Below are 14,766 nucleotides of genomic sequence, written 5' to 3'. Positions count from 1 at the left end.
AGCCCGCCCGGCAAAATCCAGCCCCTCCGGCGTTTGAGGAGCGGGGGTCCGGGGGCTGGCCCCCGGGTCGGGACGGGAAGGGGCGGCGGGGGCGAGAACCCTTACGGCACCACCACGATCTTGCGGCCCACCCCCGCCGCGAACTGCTCCAGCGCCTCCGGATACCGCTCCAGCGGAATCCGGTCGCTGATGAAGACCTCCGGATCCAGCACCCCGTTCGCGAACAACTCCGCCGCCCGCTCGAAGCTGTGCAGGACCGCCATGGAGCCCGTGATGGTGATCTCCTCGTTGTAGATGCGGTACGGATCGATCGTCACCCGAGTCGCATAGTCCGCCACCCCGAACTGCAGAAACGTCCCCGCCTTCGCCACCCGCCCCAGCCCGTCCTGGATCGCCGCCGCGTTCCCGGTGGCGTCGACCACGACGTCCCAGCCCTGCGGCCGGTCCAGCTCGTCCGCGTTCGCAGCCGACGCCGACACCCCCAGCCGTACCGCCGTCTCCAGCCGCGCCGGGTTGAGGTCGACCACGTCCACGCTCGCCGCCCCCGTGCGCTTGGCGAGCTCCAGCATCATCAGGCCCATCGTCCCCGAGCCGTAGATCAGGACGTGCGCGCCCAGGCGTGACTGCAACACGTCGTAGCCGCGGACGGCACAGGAAAGAGGCTCCACCAGGGCCGCGTCCTCGGTACGCACGTGCTCGGGCAGTTTCACGCAGTTCGCCACCGGGGCCACCGCGAACTGCGCCGCGCCCCCGGCCGTCGTGACGCCGATCGCGGCCCACCGTTCGCAGAGGTTGTTGTGGCCCGTACGGCAGTACCGGCACTCGTAGCAGTAGAGCGACGGGTCGACCGCCACCCGGTCGCCGACCGCGAGCTCCGTGACCTGGGTGCCCACCCCGACCACCCGGCCCGCGAACTCGTGGCCGGGCACGATCGGCAGCTTGGGTGCGAATTCGCCCTGGAGGATGTGCAGGTCCGTGCCGCACAGGCCGCAGGCGGCGACCTCGACGACGACCTCGCGCGGGCCGGGTGTCGGGTCGGGGACCTCGGTGACGACGGCGCGGCCCACGGACTCGATGACGGCGGCCTTCATTTGACGGCTCCCAGTGACAGGCCCTGGACCAGCTTGTCCTGGGCGGCGAACCCCGCGGCGAGCACCGGCAGGGAGATGACGAGCGACGCGGCGCACACCTTCGCCAGGAACAGGCCCTGGCTGGTGATGAAGCCGGTCAGGAAGACGGGGGCCGTCTCGGCCACCACTCCGGTCAGCACTCGGGCGAAGAGAAGTTCGTTCCAGCTGAAGATGAAGCAGATCAGGGCTGTTGCGGCGATGCCGGGCAGGGCGATGGGGGCCACCACGCGGGCGAGGATCGTCGGCAGCCGGGCGCCGTCGATCTGCGCCGCCTCGATCACCGCGACCGGCACCTCGGCGAGGAAGGACTGCATCATCCACACCGCGATCGGCAGGTTCATGGAGGTGTAGAGGATGACCAGCAGCCAGATGTTGTCCAGCATCTCGGTGTTCTTCGCGAACAGATAGATCGGGAGCAGGCCCGCCACGACCGGCAGCATCTTCGTGGACAGGAAGAAGAACAGGACGTCCGTCCACTTCTTCACCGGGCGGATGGAGAGGGCGTACGCGGCCGGGAGCGCCAGCAGCAGGACCAGAACGGTCGAACCCACCGACGCCACTGCGGAGTTGACCAGCGCGGGCCAGGGGCTCGCGCCGCCGCCCGTGCCGAAGAACTCGCGGTAGCCGTCGAGGGTGGGGGCGGCGCCGAAGGACGGCGGGTTGGTCGCCGCGTCCGACTCCGAGTGGAAGGACGTCAGCGCCATCCAGGCGATGGGCAGGAAGAAGACGAGGCCGAGCAGCCAGGCCACCAGGCCCAGGCCGACTCCCTTGCGGCGGGGGCTCGTTCGTACGGCGACCGTGCTCATGCGCGGGACACCTCCTCGCGGAACAGGGACGACACGACGCGCAGGGCGAAGGTCGCGATGATGATCGAGCCGATGACCACCAGGACGCCCGCGGCCGAGGCGAGGCCGTTCTCGTGGGCCTGGTAGAAGCTCTGGTAGACGGTGTACGGCAGATTCGCCGTGCCCAGGCCGCCGGATGTGATCGTGAAGACCGCGTCGAAGTTCTGGACGATGTAGATCGAGCCGAGCAGGGCGCCCAGTTCCAGATACCTGCGCAGGTGCGGGAGCGTCAGATGGCGGAAGATCTGCCAGTCGCTCGCGCCGTCCACCCGTGCGGCTTCGAGTTGCTGACTGTCGCGGCTCTGCAGGCCGGCCAGCAGGATCAGCATCATGAACGGCGTCCACTGCCAGATCAGGGAGGCCTCGACCGCGAGCAGCGGGGTGTTCGATATCCAGTCCGGCTGCGGGCCGCCCACATAGTGCAACAGGCCGTTGAGCAGGCCGTATTCGGGGTTGTAGAGGACGTGCTTCCACAGCAGGGCCGCGGCGACCGGGACCACCAGGAAGGGGGCGATCAGCAGGGTGCGGACCACTCCCCGGCCCCGGAACCTCCGGTCCAGGAGCAGTGCGAGGACCAGGCCCAGGACCAGGCTGACCAGGACCACCGTCACCGTCAGCAGGACCGTCGTCCACACCGAGTGGCGCAGGTCGGCGTCGGAAAGGACCTGCTGGTAGTTGTCGAAGCCGGTGAAGTGGCGGGCCTTCGGATACAGGGCGTTCCAGTCGAAGAACGAGATCACCAGGGTGGCCACGAACGGCAGCTGGGTCACGACGATCATGAAGACCAGGGCAGGCAGCAGGGGGGCCCGGGTGGACCAGGCCTTCAGCCGGGCGGAGGGCCTGTGGGTGGTGCGTACGGGAGTTGCGGCCAGGGGAGCCGTTGTCGTGGCGGTCATCGTCCCTCGTACTCCTTCGAGATCTTCTCGGCGAGCTGCTGGGACTTGCGCAGCGCCGACTCGACGGACTGGCGTCCGGCGATCGCCGCGCTGATCTCCTGGGAGACCTTGGTGCCGAGATCGGTGAACTCGGGGATGCCGACGAACTGGATGCCGGGCGCGGGGCGCGGCTGCACCCCCGGGTTGTTGGGCCTGGCGCCCTCGATGGCCTCCCTGGTCATCTCCTGGAAGGCGCCGGCCTCCTTGCGGTAGTCCGCGTTGGTGTACGTCGACGCGCGCTTGCCCGCGGGGACGTTGGACCAGCCGCTGGTGTCGCCGACCAGCTGCTCGTACTGCTTGCTGGAGGCCCAGGACACGAACTTCCAGGCCTTGTCGGGGTTGCGGGAGGCCTTCTGGATGCCCCAGGCCCAGGTGTAGAGCCAGCCGGAGGAGCCCGTCTTCTCGACCGGGGCGGGGGCGTAGCCCAGCTTGCCCTTGACGGGGGAGCCCTTCGCCTCCAGGGAGCCGGCGGCGGACGTGGCGTCGTACCACATGGCGACCTTGCCCTGGGTCATGTTGTTGAGGCACTCGGCGAAGCCGGACTGGGCGGCGCCGGACTCACCGTGCTTGCGTACCAGGTCGACGTAGAACTTCGTGGCCTTCTCGAAGGCGGGGGAGTCGAGCCCGGCCTTCCAGTCCTTGGTGAACCAGGTGCCGCCGAAGGTGTTCACCACGGTGGTGAGCGGGGCCATGAGTTCGCCCCAGCCGGGCAGGCCGCGCAGACAGATGCCGCGCATCCCGGACTTCGCCCCGTCGACCTCGGCGGCCAGCTTGGCCACCTGGTCCCAGGTGGGGTGGGCCGGCATCGTCAGGCCCTTCTCGGCGAAGATGTCCTTGCGGTACATCAGGAAGGACGACTCGCCGTAGAAGGGCTGGCCGTAGAGCTTTCCGTCGTCGGCGGTCAGCGACTGGCGCATCGGCTTCAGGACGTCCTGCTCGTCGTAGCCGGGGTCCTTGGCGACGGACGAGTTCATCTCGTGCAGCCAGCTGTTCTTGGCGTAGATGGGGATCTCGTAGTTGCTGAGCGTCGCCACGTCGTACTGGCCCGCCTGGTTGGCGAAGTCCTGGCTGATCTTGTCGCGGACGTCGTTCTCCGGCAGGACGGTGAAGTTGACCTTGATGCCGGTCTCCTTGGTGAAGTGCGCCTTGGTGAGCTTCTGCAGCTCCACCATCTGCGGGTTGTTGACCATCAGGACGTTGATGGAATTGCCGCCGGAACCGGACCCGCCCGCCCCGACCCAACAGCCGGAGAGCAGCGGGGCGAGCAGCGTCCCTGCGGCGGCCATGGCGAGCGTGGCTCGCGGTGGCCGTCGTCGGCTCGGGGTGCGCATGTATCGCTCCTGAACATATGGGGAGACAAGGGGCGGTTGCGGGCATGGAAGTGCCCTGGGGAAGGCGAGTTGGATGTGCGGACGCGCACAGTGCGGGCGCGGACGAGTTCTCTAGACGCGGATGACCTGTGGGCCCAGCAGTGAGTAGCGGTGCGCCTCGGACGAGGGGAGCAGGGTGCTCGTGACGATCGTCTCCAGAGCGCCGATCTCCGCGAACCGGCAGAAGCTGACCGCCCCGAACTTGGTGTGCACGCCGGCGAACACCGTGCGGCGCGCGGCCCGGATGGCCTGCGCCTTGACCTCGCTGACCGCGGGATCGGGGGTGGTCAGGCCGTGCTCGCGGGAGATGCCGTTGGCGCCGATGAAGGCGAGGTCGAGGACGAAACCGGCCAGCATCTTCGTCGTCCAGTGGTCCACGGTGGCCAGCGTCCCGGAGCGGACCCGGCCGCCGAGCAGCAGCACGGAGACGGCGTCGGCCTCGGCGAGTGCGCCCGCGACCGGCAGGGACGCGGTGACCACGGTCAGCGGCCGGTCCCTGGGCAGTGCCTCGGCGATGAGCTGCGGGGTGAAGCCCTCGTCGACGAAGACCGTCTCGGCGTCCCCGAGCAGCTCGGCCGCGGCGGCCGCGATCCGGCGCTTCTCGGGTACATGGCTGGTGGCGCGGAACTCGAGCGTCGTCTCGAAGCCGGCGCTCTCCACGGGGTAGGCGCCGCCGTGGGTGCGGCGGATCAGTCCGTGGTCCTCCAGGGCGCGCAGATCCCGCCGTACGGTCTCCTTGGCCACGCCGAGGGCGGCGGCGAGCGCGGTGACGTCCACCGAGCCGGTGGCGCGCGCGGTCCGCACGATCTCCCGCTGGCGCTCTTCTGCCGTCTTCGCAGAGTTCGCCGTCATCGCCGTCACCTGCTTCCGTGCCGTGCTGCCCGTTCGGGCCCGGTGGGGCCCTCGCAGGAAGTTCTACCCCCGGGGTTCGGCGCTGACCAGGCCTGTTGCAGGGCCGATGCTGCCCGTGTGTGCCCGTTTGCCGAGCGGAGTGCCCGCCTCGGACCTGCGGGGCTGTGGGCCGGGGCGTGAGATCGGGCAGCCGCGATGCCCGAATACGAGGGCGGGCGGGCCCGTTCGGTGCCCGCCCGCCCTCGCGAACGATCGTTTCCCGCCTTTGCCGGCGTCGGTGACCTCAGTACGGCCAGATCGGCGGGTCGCTCACGAAGTGGCCGCCCAGGTAGGCGTGGGCGATGTTGTCGGGGTCCAGTTCGCCCTGGTCGGCGATCAGTTTTGCCGCGTACGGCTCGGAGTCGTCCCGGGGCTCGTAGCCGAGCGCCCGTGCCGTGGACAGGTCCCACCACAGGCGTGTGTTGGCGGAGGAGCCGTAGACGACGGTGTGACCGACGTTCTCGGCGGTCAGGGCCGCGTGGAAGAGGCGGGCGCCGTCGGCCGGGCTCAGCCAGATGGACAGCATGCGCACGCTGGTGGGCTCGGGGAAACAGGAGCCGATGCGCACCGAGACCGTCTCCAGGCCGTGCTTGTCCCAGTAGAGCTGTGCGAGGTCCTCGCCGAAGGCCTTGGACAGGCCGTAGAACGTGTCCGGGCGGCGCGGGGTGTCGATGGGGATCAGCGCGCTCGCGTCAAGAGGTGTCTCCCCCTGGGGGCGGGGGGTGAAGCCGACGGCGTGGTTGGAGGAGGCGAAGACGATACGGCCCACACCCTCCTCGCGCGCGGCTTCGTACAGGTTGTACGTGCCCTCGATGTTCGCCGCGAGGATCTTCTCGAAGGGGGCTTCGAGGGAGATGCCGGCCAGGTGGATGATCGCGTCGACGCCCCGCACGGCCTCGCGCAGGGCCTTCCTGTCGGCGAGATCCGCGGTGACGGCGTCCGGGTCGCCGTCGATCGGGCGTACGTCGAGGAGGCGCAGCTCGTAGCCGAAGGCCGGAAGGAGGTTCCGCATCAGGGTGCCGAGCCCGCCGGCGGCGCCGGTGAGCAGAACGGTGCGGGGGGCTGGCATCCTCGCTTCTCCTTCGGTCGGCGGGCGCATGCGTGCACTTTATTCACATCCATGGACACGCTAGGGAGCCGGGCCGGACCCCGTCAAGTGCTCTGCGAAATGCGGAAATCCGCTGATGTGATGGCGGTGGGCGCGCTTGACCGGTCACAAAGAGGCGCCTTAGCGTGGTGGCGTTCAGAAATGTAGACGCAGATCATGAGCGTGGAATCGGTTTCGGAATCGGGAGTGCCCGTGACGCCAGTCCCTCTCGCCGCTCGACTCGGCATCCCCAGCGGGCCGCTGTTCTTCCCGGTCACCGCCTACGGCCCCGACGGCTCGGTCGACCTCGACGTGTACCGCGCCCATGTGCGCCGCGGGGTCGAGGGCGGGGCCGCCGCGGTCTTCGCGTGCTGCGGCACCGGCGAGTTCCATGCGCTCACGCCGGAGGAGTTCGAGGCGTGCGTGCGGGTGGCGGTGGAGGCGGCGGACGGCCGGGTGCCGGTGGTGGCCGGCGTCGGGTACGGCACCGCGCTCGCCGTCCGGTACGCGCGCGTGGCGGAGGCCGCCGGGGCGGACGGGCTGCTCGCCATGCCGCCGTACCTCGTACTCGCCGGTCAGGAGGGGCTGCTGCGGCACTACCGGGAAGTGGCCGCCGCGACCGCGCTGCCCGTGATCGTCTACCAGCGTGACAACGCCGTGTTCACCCCGGAGTCGGTCGTCGAACTGGCCCGCACGGAAGGTGTCATCGGCTTCAAGGACGGCCTCGGGGACCTCGACCTCATGCAGCGCATCGTCAGCGCCGTCCGCACCGAGATCCCCGGCGACTTCCTCTACTTCAACGGCCTGCCGACCGCCGAACAGACCCAGCTCGCCTACCGCGCCATCGGCGTCCCGCTCTACTCCTCCGCCGTGTTCTGCTTCGCCCCGGAGATCGCGCTCGCCTTCCACCGGGCGCTGGAGTCCGGTGACACCGCCACCGCGCACCGGCTCCTCGACGGCTTCTACCGGCCGTTCGTCGAACTGCGCGCACGGGGGCGCGGTTATGCCGTCGCCCTGGTCAAGGCGGGCGTACGGCTGCGCGGGCTCGATGTCGGGGAGGTCCGGCCGCCGTTGCACGAGCCCAGCGAGGAGCATGTCAAGCAGCTCGCCGAGCTGATCGAGCGTGGATATGCGCTGTTGGAAGACAACAAGTGAAGGCGGAGAGCCAGTGAAGACGGAGAGCAAGTGAAGGCGTCGACTTTCGTCTATCCCTGGGACGTCAACGGGGACCCGGAGGCCGCGGGCCGCATCGCCGCGCTCGGTGTGCAGCAGGTGACCCTCGCTTCCGCGTACCACTCCACACGGGCGCTGACGCCCCGCCACCCGCGCCACCGCATCGTGACGGCCGAGCACGCGGCTGTGCTGTATCCCACCGACGGCCGCTGGGAAGGACGCGCGCTGCGCCCGTACCCCGCCGGGGACTGGGCGCCCGGAGACGCCTACGGCGAGGCCGCCACAGCCCTCGCGGACGCCGGCCTGGAGGTGCACACCTGGGTCGTCCTCGCCCACAACTCCCGTCTGGGCGCCGAACATCCGGACACCTCCGTCGTCAACGCCTACGGCGACCGCTACCCGTGGGCCCCGTGCATCGCGCGGCCCGCCACGCGCGCGTACCTGGTCGACCTGGCCGTCGAGGCCGCCGTACGACCGGGAGCGCGCGGCACGGAGCTCGAGTCGCTCGGCTGGTACGGCCTCCAGCATCTGCACGCCCACGACAAGACCGGCGGGGTGGGTCTCGGCGACGCCGGGATGTACCTGATGGCCCTGTGCTTCTGCCCCGCCTGCCGGGCCGGCTACGGCGAACAGGGCCTGGACGCCGACGAGTTGGCGGCCTCCGTACGCGACGTTCTGGAGCCGCTGTGGCGGGGTGCGCCCGATGACGGCGGGTGGGCCGGGGTCGAGAAGCTGCTCGGCGAGACGAAGGCAGCCGCCACGCGCGCGTGGCGCGACGAAACCGCCCGAACGCTCCAGGAGACCGCGGTACGAGCGGTGCGCGCGGCGGCCCCCGACGGCTTCCAGGTCCTGCTGCACGCCGACCCCGTGACGTACCACGTCGGCGCAAACCCGGGCGTGGACCCGGCCCACATCCTGTCCGTGGCGGACGGCGTGGTCGTACCGTGCGCGGGCGGCCCGGACCTGCTGACCCCCTTCGCCGAACAGCGCCGGGAAAACACGGTCATCGCCGCCAACTTCCCCGTGATCGCGGGAATGGGCGGCAGCCCGAGAACACTCCCCACGGACGCGACCCAGGCACAGCGCCGGGGCGCAACCGAACTACGGCTGTACCACGCCGGCTTGGCGTCGAACGGGGACCTTGAGGCCGTGCGCTCGGCACTTGCCGGCCTCTGAGCGAGCCGGGTGGCACCAGGGGCCCGCCGGCTCCCTTCGTCGGGAATGGCGGCTGTCCGGCCTCGCCGGCTGCGGAGGCGGCGCATGAGGGGCGGCAGGGCCCGACCGGACTGCTGTTGTAGCGCGCTGTGTTGGCGTCGGACGACGTCGGCGCTCGCCACGCTGTGAGTGCCGGTCAGCGGTGGCCGAACTGCGCCAGGCGCCTGCCGGCCCCCCTTTTGCCGGAGTGGGCAGCCGGTCTCTCTGGCCGCGGGCGGGGCGCCGGTGGAGCACCAGCCCCCGGCTGCCTCGCGTTCGTTCGGCTGCCGAGGGCGGCGGTCGCAGTGACGGCGGGCGTGGGGTGGGTCGCCCTGTGGCTGTATCACGTCGGGTTGGTGTCGGGCGGGGGCGTGGAGGTGGTGGGCGTCGTGCTTGTCGGGGAGTGGGGGAGGCGGGTGGCTGTGGTCAGTAGGGCTGTGCCGAGGGTGAGGAGCAGGGGGCGGTAGTCGGTCAGTTCGACCAGGGCCGCCCCGGCGGCCAGGCCGAGTACGTTCGGTGCGAAGAGCAGGGTGTTGGCCGTGGCGGCCGTGCTGCCCAGCAAAGCGTTCGGTGTTTCGCGCTGTACGGCGGTCAGCGCGGCGATCAGGACGCAGGGGAGCCCTGCTCCGATCGCTGAGCCGCAGGCCAGGGCCACCGGGTCCGAGGGGATGGCTCGGGCGGCGACCGCGACGCCCGTGAGGGCGATTCCGCAGGCCGCGAACCGGTGTTCGCCCAGGCGGCGCAGGGCCGGGCCGCAGGCCAGACCGATCGCGACCGATCCGGCGCCCTGGACGGCGTACAGGACGCCGGCGTAGGCGGGGGAGTGGCCGAGGCCGTCGATGACGGCGTAGAGCAGCGCCCCGGACATCCCCGCGCAGAACATCGTGGTGCCGCCCGCCAGGACGAGCGGGCGCAGCCCGGGGTGGTTCCAGAGGTATCCGATGCCCTCCGCGGTCCGTCGCCGCCCGCCGGGCGTGGGCGGCTGCGGCTTCTCCTCGTGGACGCGCAACAGTGCGTACACGCCCGTGGCCAGCACGAACGTGACGGCGTCCAGCAGGGCGACGCCCGGCCCGCCGTACGCCGCGAACAGGGCCGCGCCGGCCAACGGGGCCACCAGCTTCATGGCCTCGGTCGCCGTCATGCGCAGCCCGTTGAAGTCGCCCAGCAGGGAGTGGTCGACCGCGGCGGCGACGAGAGCCGACTCGGCCGCGTCGTGTACGACTCCTGCGGCGCCGTACACGAAGAGGACCGTGTAGAGCAGCCACAGGCGGCTCGGGGAGTCGACGGTGAAGAGGGTGAGCAGAAGGGCGGCCAGAAGGAGGTTCGCGCCGAGGAGAAGCGGTTTGCGGCGGAACCGGTCGGCGAGCGTGCCGAGCAGGGGGCCGGCGAGCGTGGGCGCCCACATGGCGAGCAGGCACAGCGCCGCCAGTCCGTCCGAACCGGTCAGCTCCTTGGCCCACACTCCGGACGCCAGCCACAGTGCCGACGTCCCGAAGCCGGAGATCACCACCCCGGCGAGATACAGGCCCGCATTGCGGTCCCGCAGGACCCGCACCACCGCCCATGTCGATGTCGTCATGCCTGGCCATGGTGGGTCTAAGGCCCCCGGCCGGGGATCAGGCAAGTGCCTTATGGGCGGGCCCGGCCGAACCGTACGGATGGAGACCGGGCTGGGATGAGTTTCGGGGGCGCGTGGCGGCCGCGGATGCGGTGACCGGGCGTCTGCGCGGGCCGGGAGCGAGCCCGCCGCGGATCCGGTCGCCGCGCCGGCGGGTTGCCTGCGAGCGGACCTTACGCTTCCCGCATGCCCCTCACCCTCACCGTCCTCGGCACCGCCTCCCCGCACCCGCGGCCCGGCCGGCCCTGCTCCGGGTATCTCCTGCGCGGCGGGGGCGCCGAGGTATGGGTGGACGCCGGGCCCGGCACCTTCGCGGAGTTGCAGCGGCACACGAGCCCGGCCCGTCTGAGCGCCATCTGGATCTCGCATGTGCACGCCGACCACAGTGCCGATCTGCTGTCCGCGGTGTACGCACTGGCGTACGGGGGACTCACCCCGCCCGCGCCCGTCCCGGTCTACGCACCCGGCGACTGCGCCCAGCGCCTCGCCGGGTTCTTCGGACGCCGTGACGCCGGATTCCTGAGCGGCATCCTCGACTTCCGTACCTTGTGCGACGGTCACACCGCCCGCCACGGCGATCTGATCCTCGCCTCCCGTGCCGTCGTCCATGACGTCGAGGCGTACGGGCTGCGGGCCGAGTGCGAGGGGCGTGTGCTCGCGTACTCCGGGGACAGCGGGCCGTGCCCCGCGCTCACCGAACTCGCCCTCGGCGCCGACCTGTTCCTGTGCGAGGCCGACATCGACGCCCATCGCGAAGGCGAACAGGTGCACCTGACCCCCGAGGACGCCGGCGCCACGGCCCTCGCGGCCGACGCGAGCCGGCTGCTCGTCACCCACGTAGGACCCACGCTCACCAGCGAGTCGGCGACGAAACGGGCCGCCGCGGCCTTCAGTGGCCGTACCGCCGCGGCCCGCGAGGGCAAGACCACGACCGTCTGACCGGCCGGACCCCGCGACCCCCACTTCCTTTGTCAGAAGCATTGACGAGGCATGCGCCCCCTCCTACCTTCAACGCGTCGTACTTCGTATGTCATATATGAGACGCGATACGCGAGATCAGACACCCCGGATCTGATACGTGACCTCCGAGAGGCGCGCATGACCTCCGTGCCCACGCCGATCCCGTCCCGCACGCAGTACGTGCTGGACGCGATCAAGCACCGCATCCTCACCGGGCAGTTGACGCCGGGCCAGGCCCTGGTCGAGACCGAGCTCGCCGCACAGTTCGGGGTGTCCAAGACCCCGGTGCGCGAGGCGCTCAAGACCCTGGCGGGCACCGGACTCGTCGTGATGAGCCAGTACAAGGGCGTCACGGTGCGCATGGTGGACGCGGACATGGCGCGCGAGGTCTACGACGTGCGGCTGCTGCTGGAGCCCGAGGCGCTCAGGCGGGCGGTGCGCCGAGGCGCCTTGCTCGACGCCGCACGCACCGCGTTGACCAGAGCCGACGACGCCACCGACACGGCCGAACGGTCCCTCGCCAACCGGGAGTTCCACCGCGCCCTGTACCTGCCCTGCGGCAACCCGCTGCTCGGTCGCATGCTCGACGAGGTCCGCGACCAGGCGGCCCTGGTCTCCGCGGTGGCCTGGGCGGCCTCGCCCTCCTGGGAGCGGGAGGCCGGCGAGCACCGGGAGATCCTGCGGCTCGCCCTGGCGGGCGACGCCGACGGAGCGGCCCGCGCCCTGCACGCCCATATCGCGTCCTTCGTCGAGCGAGCGTTCCCCCAGGCCACCGACCAGGTCACGGAACAGGCAGCGAACCAGGAAGGCACCGCATGAGCAGCGTGACGTTCGAGACCCAACGGGCGGCCCTGGCCGATGTGGTGGCGATCCCGGTGACTCCGTTCGCCGAGGACGGCACCGTCGACCAGGACGCCCACCGGGCCCTGCTGCGCCGGCTGCTCGAAGGCGGGATCCGCATCCTCACCCCCAACGGAAACACCGGCGAGTTCTACGCGCTCTCTCCCGAAGAGCGCCGTCTCGTCACCGAGTCGACCATCGAGGAGGCCGGCGACCGAGCCGCGATCCTCGTCGGCGTCGGCCACGACGTGCCCACCGCCGTCGCCTCCGCCCGGCACGCCCGTGAGCACGGCGCCCAGATGGTGATGGTCCATCAGCCCGTCCACCCGTACGTCTCCCAGGGCGGCTGGGTCGACTACCACCGCGCCATCGCCGAGGCCGTCCCCGAGCTGGGCGTCGTCCCCTACATCCGCAACGCCCAGCTGACCGGCGCCCGCCTCGCCGAACTCGCCGACGCCTGTCCGAACGTCATCGGCGTCAAGTACGCCGTCCCGGACGCAGCCAGGTTCGCCGCCTTCGCGCGGGACGCGGGGCTCGACCGCTTCGTCTGGGTCGCCGGACTCGCCGAGCCCTACGCGCCCTCGTACTTCTCCGCGGGCGCCACCGGCTTCACCTCCGGCCTGGTGAACGTCGCCCCGTCCGTCTCGCTGAACATGATCGAAGCGTTGCGATCCGGCGACTACCCGGCCGCCATGAAGGTCTGGGAGCAGATCCGCCGCTTCGAGGAACTGCGGGCCGCGAACGGCTCCGCCGACAACGTCACCGTCGTCAAGGAGGCCCTCGCCTCCCTCGGTCTGTGCCGCCGCGACGTCCGCCCGCCGAGCAGCACCCTTTCCGAGGAAGTGCGCGCCGAGGTCGCCGCCATGGCCGCCGGATGGTCGACATGACCGACAGAATGCGTCCCGAGGAACTCAGAAGTCACCAGTGGTACGGCACCGAGGGCCGGCTGCGCACCTGGTCGCACAACGCCCGTATGCGCCAGCTCGGCTACGAGGCGGAGGAGTACCGGGGCCGCCCGGTGATCGCCGTCCTCAACACCTGGTCCGACATCAACCCCTGCCACGTCCATCTGCGCGAGCGCGCCGATGCGGTCAAGCGGGGCGTGTGGCAGGCCGGCGGCTTCCCGCTCGAGTTCCCCGTCGCCACGCTCTCGGAGACGTACCAGAAGCCCACCCCGATGCTCTACCGCAACCTGCTCGCGATGGAGACGGAGGAGCTGCTGCGGTCGTACCCGGTCGACGCGGCCGTGCTGCTCGGCGGCTGCGACAAGTCGACACCCGCACTGCTCATGGGCGCCGCCTCGGCCGACGTACCGTCGATCTTCGTACCCGCAGGGCCGATGCTGCCCGGGCACTGGCGCGGTGAGACCCTCGGTTCCGGCACCGACATGTGGAAGTACTGGGACGAGCACCGCGCGGGCAACCTGTCGGACTGCGAACTGCGGGAGCTGCAGGGCGGGTTGGCGCGTTCGCCCGGTCACTGCATGACCATGGGGACCGCGTCCACGATGACCGCGGCCGCGGAGGCCCTCGGCATGACCCTGCCGGGCGCCTCCTCGATCCCGGCCGTCGACTCCGGGCACGAGCGGATGGCGGCAGCCTCCGGCCGGCGCGCCGTGGACCTCGCCTGGACCGGGCTCAAGCCGTCCGGGATCCTCACCCGCGAGGCCTTCGAGGACGCCGTCACCACGGTGCTCGGGCTCGGCGGCTCCACCAACGCGGTCATCCATCTGATCGCGATGGCGGGCCGCTCCCAAGTGCCGCTCACCCTCGACGACTTCGACCGCATCGCACGCACCGTGCCGGTGCTGGCCAACGTCCGTCCCGGCGGGCAGACGTACCTCATGGAGGACTTCTACTTCGCCGGCGGCCTGCCCGCCTTCCTCTCGCGGATCACCGACCTCCTCCACCTGGACCGGCCGACCGTCAACGGCACCCTGGGCGGGCAGATCGAGGGCGCCGTCGTCCACGACGACGACGTCATCCGCACCCGCCAGAACCCGGTCGCCGCCGAGGGCGGAGTCGCCGTCCTGCGCGGCAACCTCTGCCCCGACGGCGCCGTCATCAAGCACATCGCCGCCGAGCCGCACCTGCTCGAGCACACCGGTCCCGCGGTCGTCTTCGACGACTACAGGACCATGCAACGCACCATCAACGAGCCGGAGTTGCACATCACTGCCGACAGCGTGCTGGTGCTGCGGGGCGCCGGACCCAAGGGCGGCCCCGGCATGCCCGAGTACGGCATGCTGCCGATCCCCGACCACCTGCTCCAGCAGGGCGTACGGGACATGGTCCGCATCTCCGACGCCCGGATGAGCGGCACGAGTTACGGCGCCTGCGTACTGCACGTCGCGCCCGAGTCGTACATCGGCGGCCCGCTCGCCCTCGTCCGCACCGGCGACCTCATCACCCTCGACGTCGAGGCACGCACCCTCCATCTCCACGTGGACGACGAGGAGCTGGCACAACGCAAGGCGGCCTGGACACCCCCGCCCACCCGCCACGAGCGCGGCTACGGCGCGCTCTACAACGAGCAGATCACGCAGGCGGACACCGGCTGCGACTTCGCGTTCCTGGCAAGGCCGGGCAAGGTCCCAGACCCTTACGCCGGCTGACCTCGTGAAGAGCCGGCAACGCGACCTCACGGCCGACGTCGGCTGGACGCCTACCCTGCACACAGAGATCGACAGCGCCGAGGCGGCCGACCGAGAGGTGGCGCGCGGC

At 70.9% G+C, this 14,766-nt stretch carries 13 protein-coding genes; 6 read left to right on the top strand and 7 right to left on the bottom strand.

Translation table 11 applies throughout. The features are described from left to right. Positions 1-101: 101 nt before the first annotated feature. The 6 genes from ABT254_RS39885 to ABT254_RS39860 form a co-directional block, all read right to left on the bottom strand. A complete protein-coding gene (locus tag ABT254_RS39885) occupies positions 102-1,091 on the bottom strand; it encodes a zinc-dependent alcohol dehydrogenase family protein (RefSeq protein WP_351481825.1) in 990 nt (329 codons plus the stop codon). Then, a complete protein-coding gene (locus ABT254_RS39880; RefSeq protein WP_351481822.1) occupies positions 1,088-1,936 on the bottom strand; it encodes a carbohydrate ABC transporter permease in 849 nt (282 codons plus the stop codon). Before ABT254_RS39880 ends, ABT254_RS39885 begins: the two co-directional genes overlap by 4 nt. Then, positions 1,933-2,871 (bottom strand): carbohydrate ABC transporter permease, encoded by a 939-nt coding sequence (locus ABT254_RS39875; protein WP_351481820.1) that lies wholly within the window; start codon positions 2,869-2,871, stop codon positions 1,933-1,935. Before ABT254_RS39875 ends, ABT254_RS39880 begins: the two co-directional genes overlap by 4 nt. Next, complete coding sequence (locus ABT254_RS39870) at positions 2,868-4,241, bottom strand: ABC transporter substrate-binding protein (protein ID WP_351481817.1); 1,374 nt, start codon at positions 4,239-4,241, stop codon at positions 2,868-2,870. The genes ABT254_RS39875 and ABT254_RS39870 overlap by 4 nt, the downstream gene beginning before the upstream one ends. 111 nt (positions 4,242-4,352) lie before the next feature. Then, positions 4,353-5,132, bottom strand: a complete 780-nt coding sequence (locus ABT254_RS39865) for a DeoR/GlpR family DNA-binding transcription regulator (protein ID WP_351481814.1) — start codon at positions 5,130-5,132, stop codon at positions 4,353-4,355. A 283-nt stretch (positions 5,133-5,415) separates the two neighbouring features. Further along, complete coding sequence (locus ABT254_RS39860) at positions 5,416-6,240, bottom strand: NAD-dependent epimerase/dehydratase family protein (RefSeq protein ID WP_351481811.1); 825 nt, start codon at positions 6,238-6,240, stop codon at positions 5,416-5,418. Between the two features lie 231 nt (positions 6,241-6,471). On the opposite strand from ABT254_RS39860, the gene ABT254_RS39855 reads away from it, so the two are divergent. Continuing rightward, the gene (locus ABT254_RS39855; protein WP_351481808.1) at positions 6,472-7,413 is read left to right on the top strand and encodes a 5-dehydro-4-deoxyglucarate dehydratase; all 942 of its coding nucleotides are present in this window, start codon (positions 6,472-6,474) and stop codon (positions 7,411-7,413) included. A gap of 30 nt (positions 7,414-7,443) precedes the next feature. After that, positions 7,444-8,607, top strand: coding sequence for a hypothetical protein (locus tag ABT254_RS39850; protein ID WP_351481805.1), 1,164 nt, complete (start codon positions 7,444-7,446; stop codon positions 8,605-8,607). A 361-nt stretch (positions 8,608-8,968) separates the two neighbouring features. Here ABT254_RS39850 and ABT254_RS39845 read toward each other — a convergent pair whose 3' ends face one another. Further along, on the bottom strand, positions 8,969-10,204 hold the full coding sequence (locus tag ABT254_RS39845) for an MFS transporter (RefSeq protein ID WP_351481802.1): 1,236 nt from the start codon (positions 10,202-10,204) through the stop codon (positions 8,969-8,971). A gap of 225 nt (positions 10,205-10,429) precedes the next feature. Between ABT254_RS39845 and ABT254_RS39840 the strand changes: the two genes are divergently transcribed. The 4 genes from ABT254_RS39840 (at position 10,430) to araD (ending at position 14,657) form a co-directional block, all read left to right on the top strand. Beyond that, positions 10,430-11,182 carry an MBL fold metallo-hydrolase gene (locus ABT254_RS39840; protein WP_351481800.1) on the top strand — a complete coding sequence of 251 codons (753 nt, stop codon included), beginning with the start codon at positions 10,430-10,432 and terminating at the stop codon, positions 11,180-11,182. 159 nt (positions 11,183-11,341) lie between these two features. Further along, entirely contained in the window at positions 11,342-12,022 is a 681-nt protein-coding gene (locus ABT254_RS39835; RefSeq protein WP_351481797.1) for a GntR family transcriptional regulator, read from the top strand. After that, positions 12,019-12,930, top strand: coding sequence for a dihydrodipicolinate synthase family protein (locus ABT254_RS39830; RefSeq protein WP_351481795.1), 912 nt, complete (start codon positions 12,019-12,021; stop codon positions 12,928-12,930). The genes ABT254_RS39835 and ABT254_RS39830 overlap by 4 nt, the downstream gene beginning before the upstream one ends. Beyond that, on the top strand, positions 12,927-14,657 hold the full coding sequence (araD, locus tag ABT254_RS39825) for an L-arabinonate dehydratase (RefSeq protein ID WP_351481792.1): 1,731 nt from the start codon (positions 12,927-12,929) through the stop codon (positions 14,655-14,657). The genes ABT254_RS39830 and araD overlap by 4 nt, the downstream gene beginning before the upstream one ends. The last annotated feature ends 109 nt before the right edge of the window (positions 14,658-14,766 follow it).

Origin of the sequence: Streptomyces sp. NPDC001137 (assembly GCF_040298885.1) — a bacterium.
Classification (GTDB): domain Bacteria; phylum Actinomycetota; class Actinomycetes; order Streptomycetales; family Streptomycetaceae; genus Streptomyces.
This window is presented reverse-complemented; position numbering and strand designations above follow the sequence as displayed.

What these genes read in the sequence shown, in the direction of transcription:
- ABT254_RS39865 (WP_351481814.1), bottom strand. Translation starts at nt 5,132, where the DNA reads ATGACGGCGAACTCTGCGAAGACGGCAGAAGAGCGCCAGCGGGAGATC.
- ABT254_RS39830 (WP_351481795.1), top strand. Translation starts at nt 12,019, where the DNA reads ATGAGCAGCGTGACGTTCGAGACCCAACGGGCGGCCCTGGCCGATGTG.
- ABT254_RS39835 (WP_351481797.1), top strand. Translation starts at nt 11,342, where the DNA reads ATGACCTCCGTGCCCACGCCGATCCCGTCCCGCACGCAGTACGTGCTG.
- ABT254_RS39860 (WP_351481811.1), bottom strand. Translation starts at nt 6,240, where the DNA reads ATGCCAGCCCCCCGCACCGTTCTGCTCACCGGCGCCGCCGGCGGGCTC.
- ABT254_RS39880 (WP_351481822.1), bottom strand. Translation starts at nt 1,936, where the DNA reads ATGAGCACGGTCGCCGTACGAACGAGCCCCCGCCGCAAGGGAGTCGGC.
- ABT254_RS39870 (WP_351481817.1), bottom strand. Translation starts at nt 4,241, where the DNA reads ATGCGCACCCCGAGCCGACGACGGCCACCGCGAGCCACGCTCGCCATG.
- araD (WP_351481792.1), top strand. Translation starts at nt 12,927, where the DNA reads ATGACCGACAGAATGCGTCCCGAGGAACTCAGAAGTCACCAGTGGTAC.
- ABT254_RS39845 (WP_351481802.1), bottom strand. Translation starts at nt 10,204, where the DNA reads ATGACGACATCGACATGGGCGGTGGTGCGGGTCCTGCGGGACCGCAAT.
- ABT254_RS39875 (WP_351481820.1), bottom strand. Translation starts at nt 2,871, where the DNA reads ATGACCGCCACGACAACGGCTCCCCTGGCCGCAACTCCCGTACGCACC.
- ABT254_RS39840 (WP_351481800.1), top strand. Translation starts at nt 10,430, where the DNA reads ATGCCCCTCACCCTCACCGTCCTCGGCACCGCCTCCCCGCACCCGCGG.
- ABT254_RS39885 (WP_351481825.1), bottom strand. Translation starts at nt 1,091, where the DNA reads ATGAAGGCCGCCGTCATCGAGTCCGTGGGCCGCGCCGTCGTCACCGAG.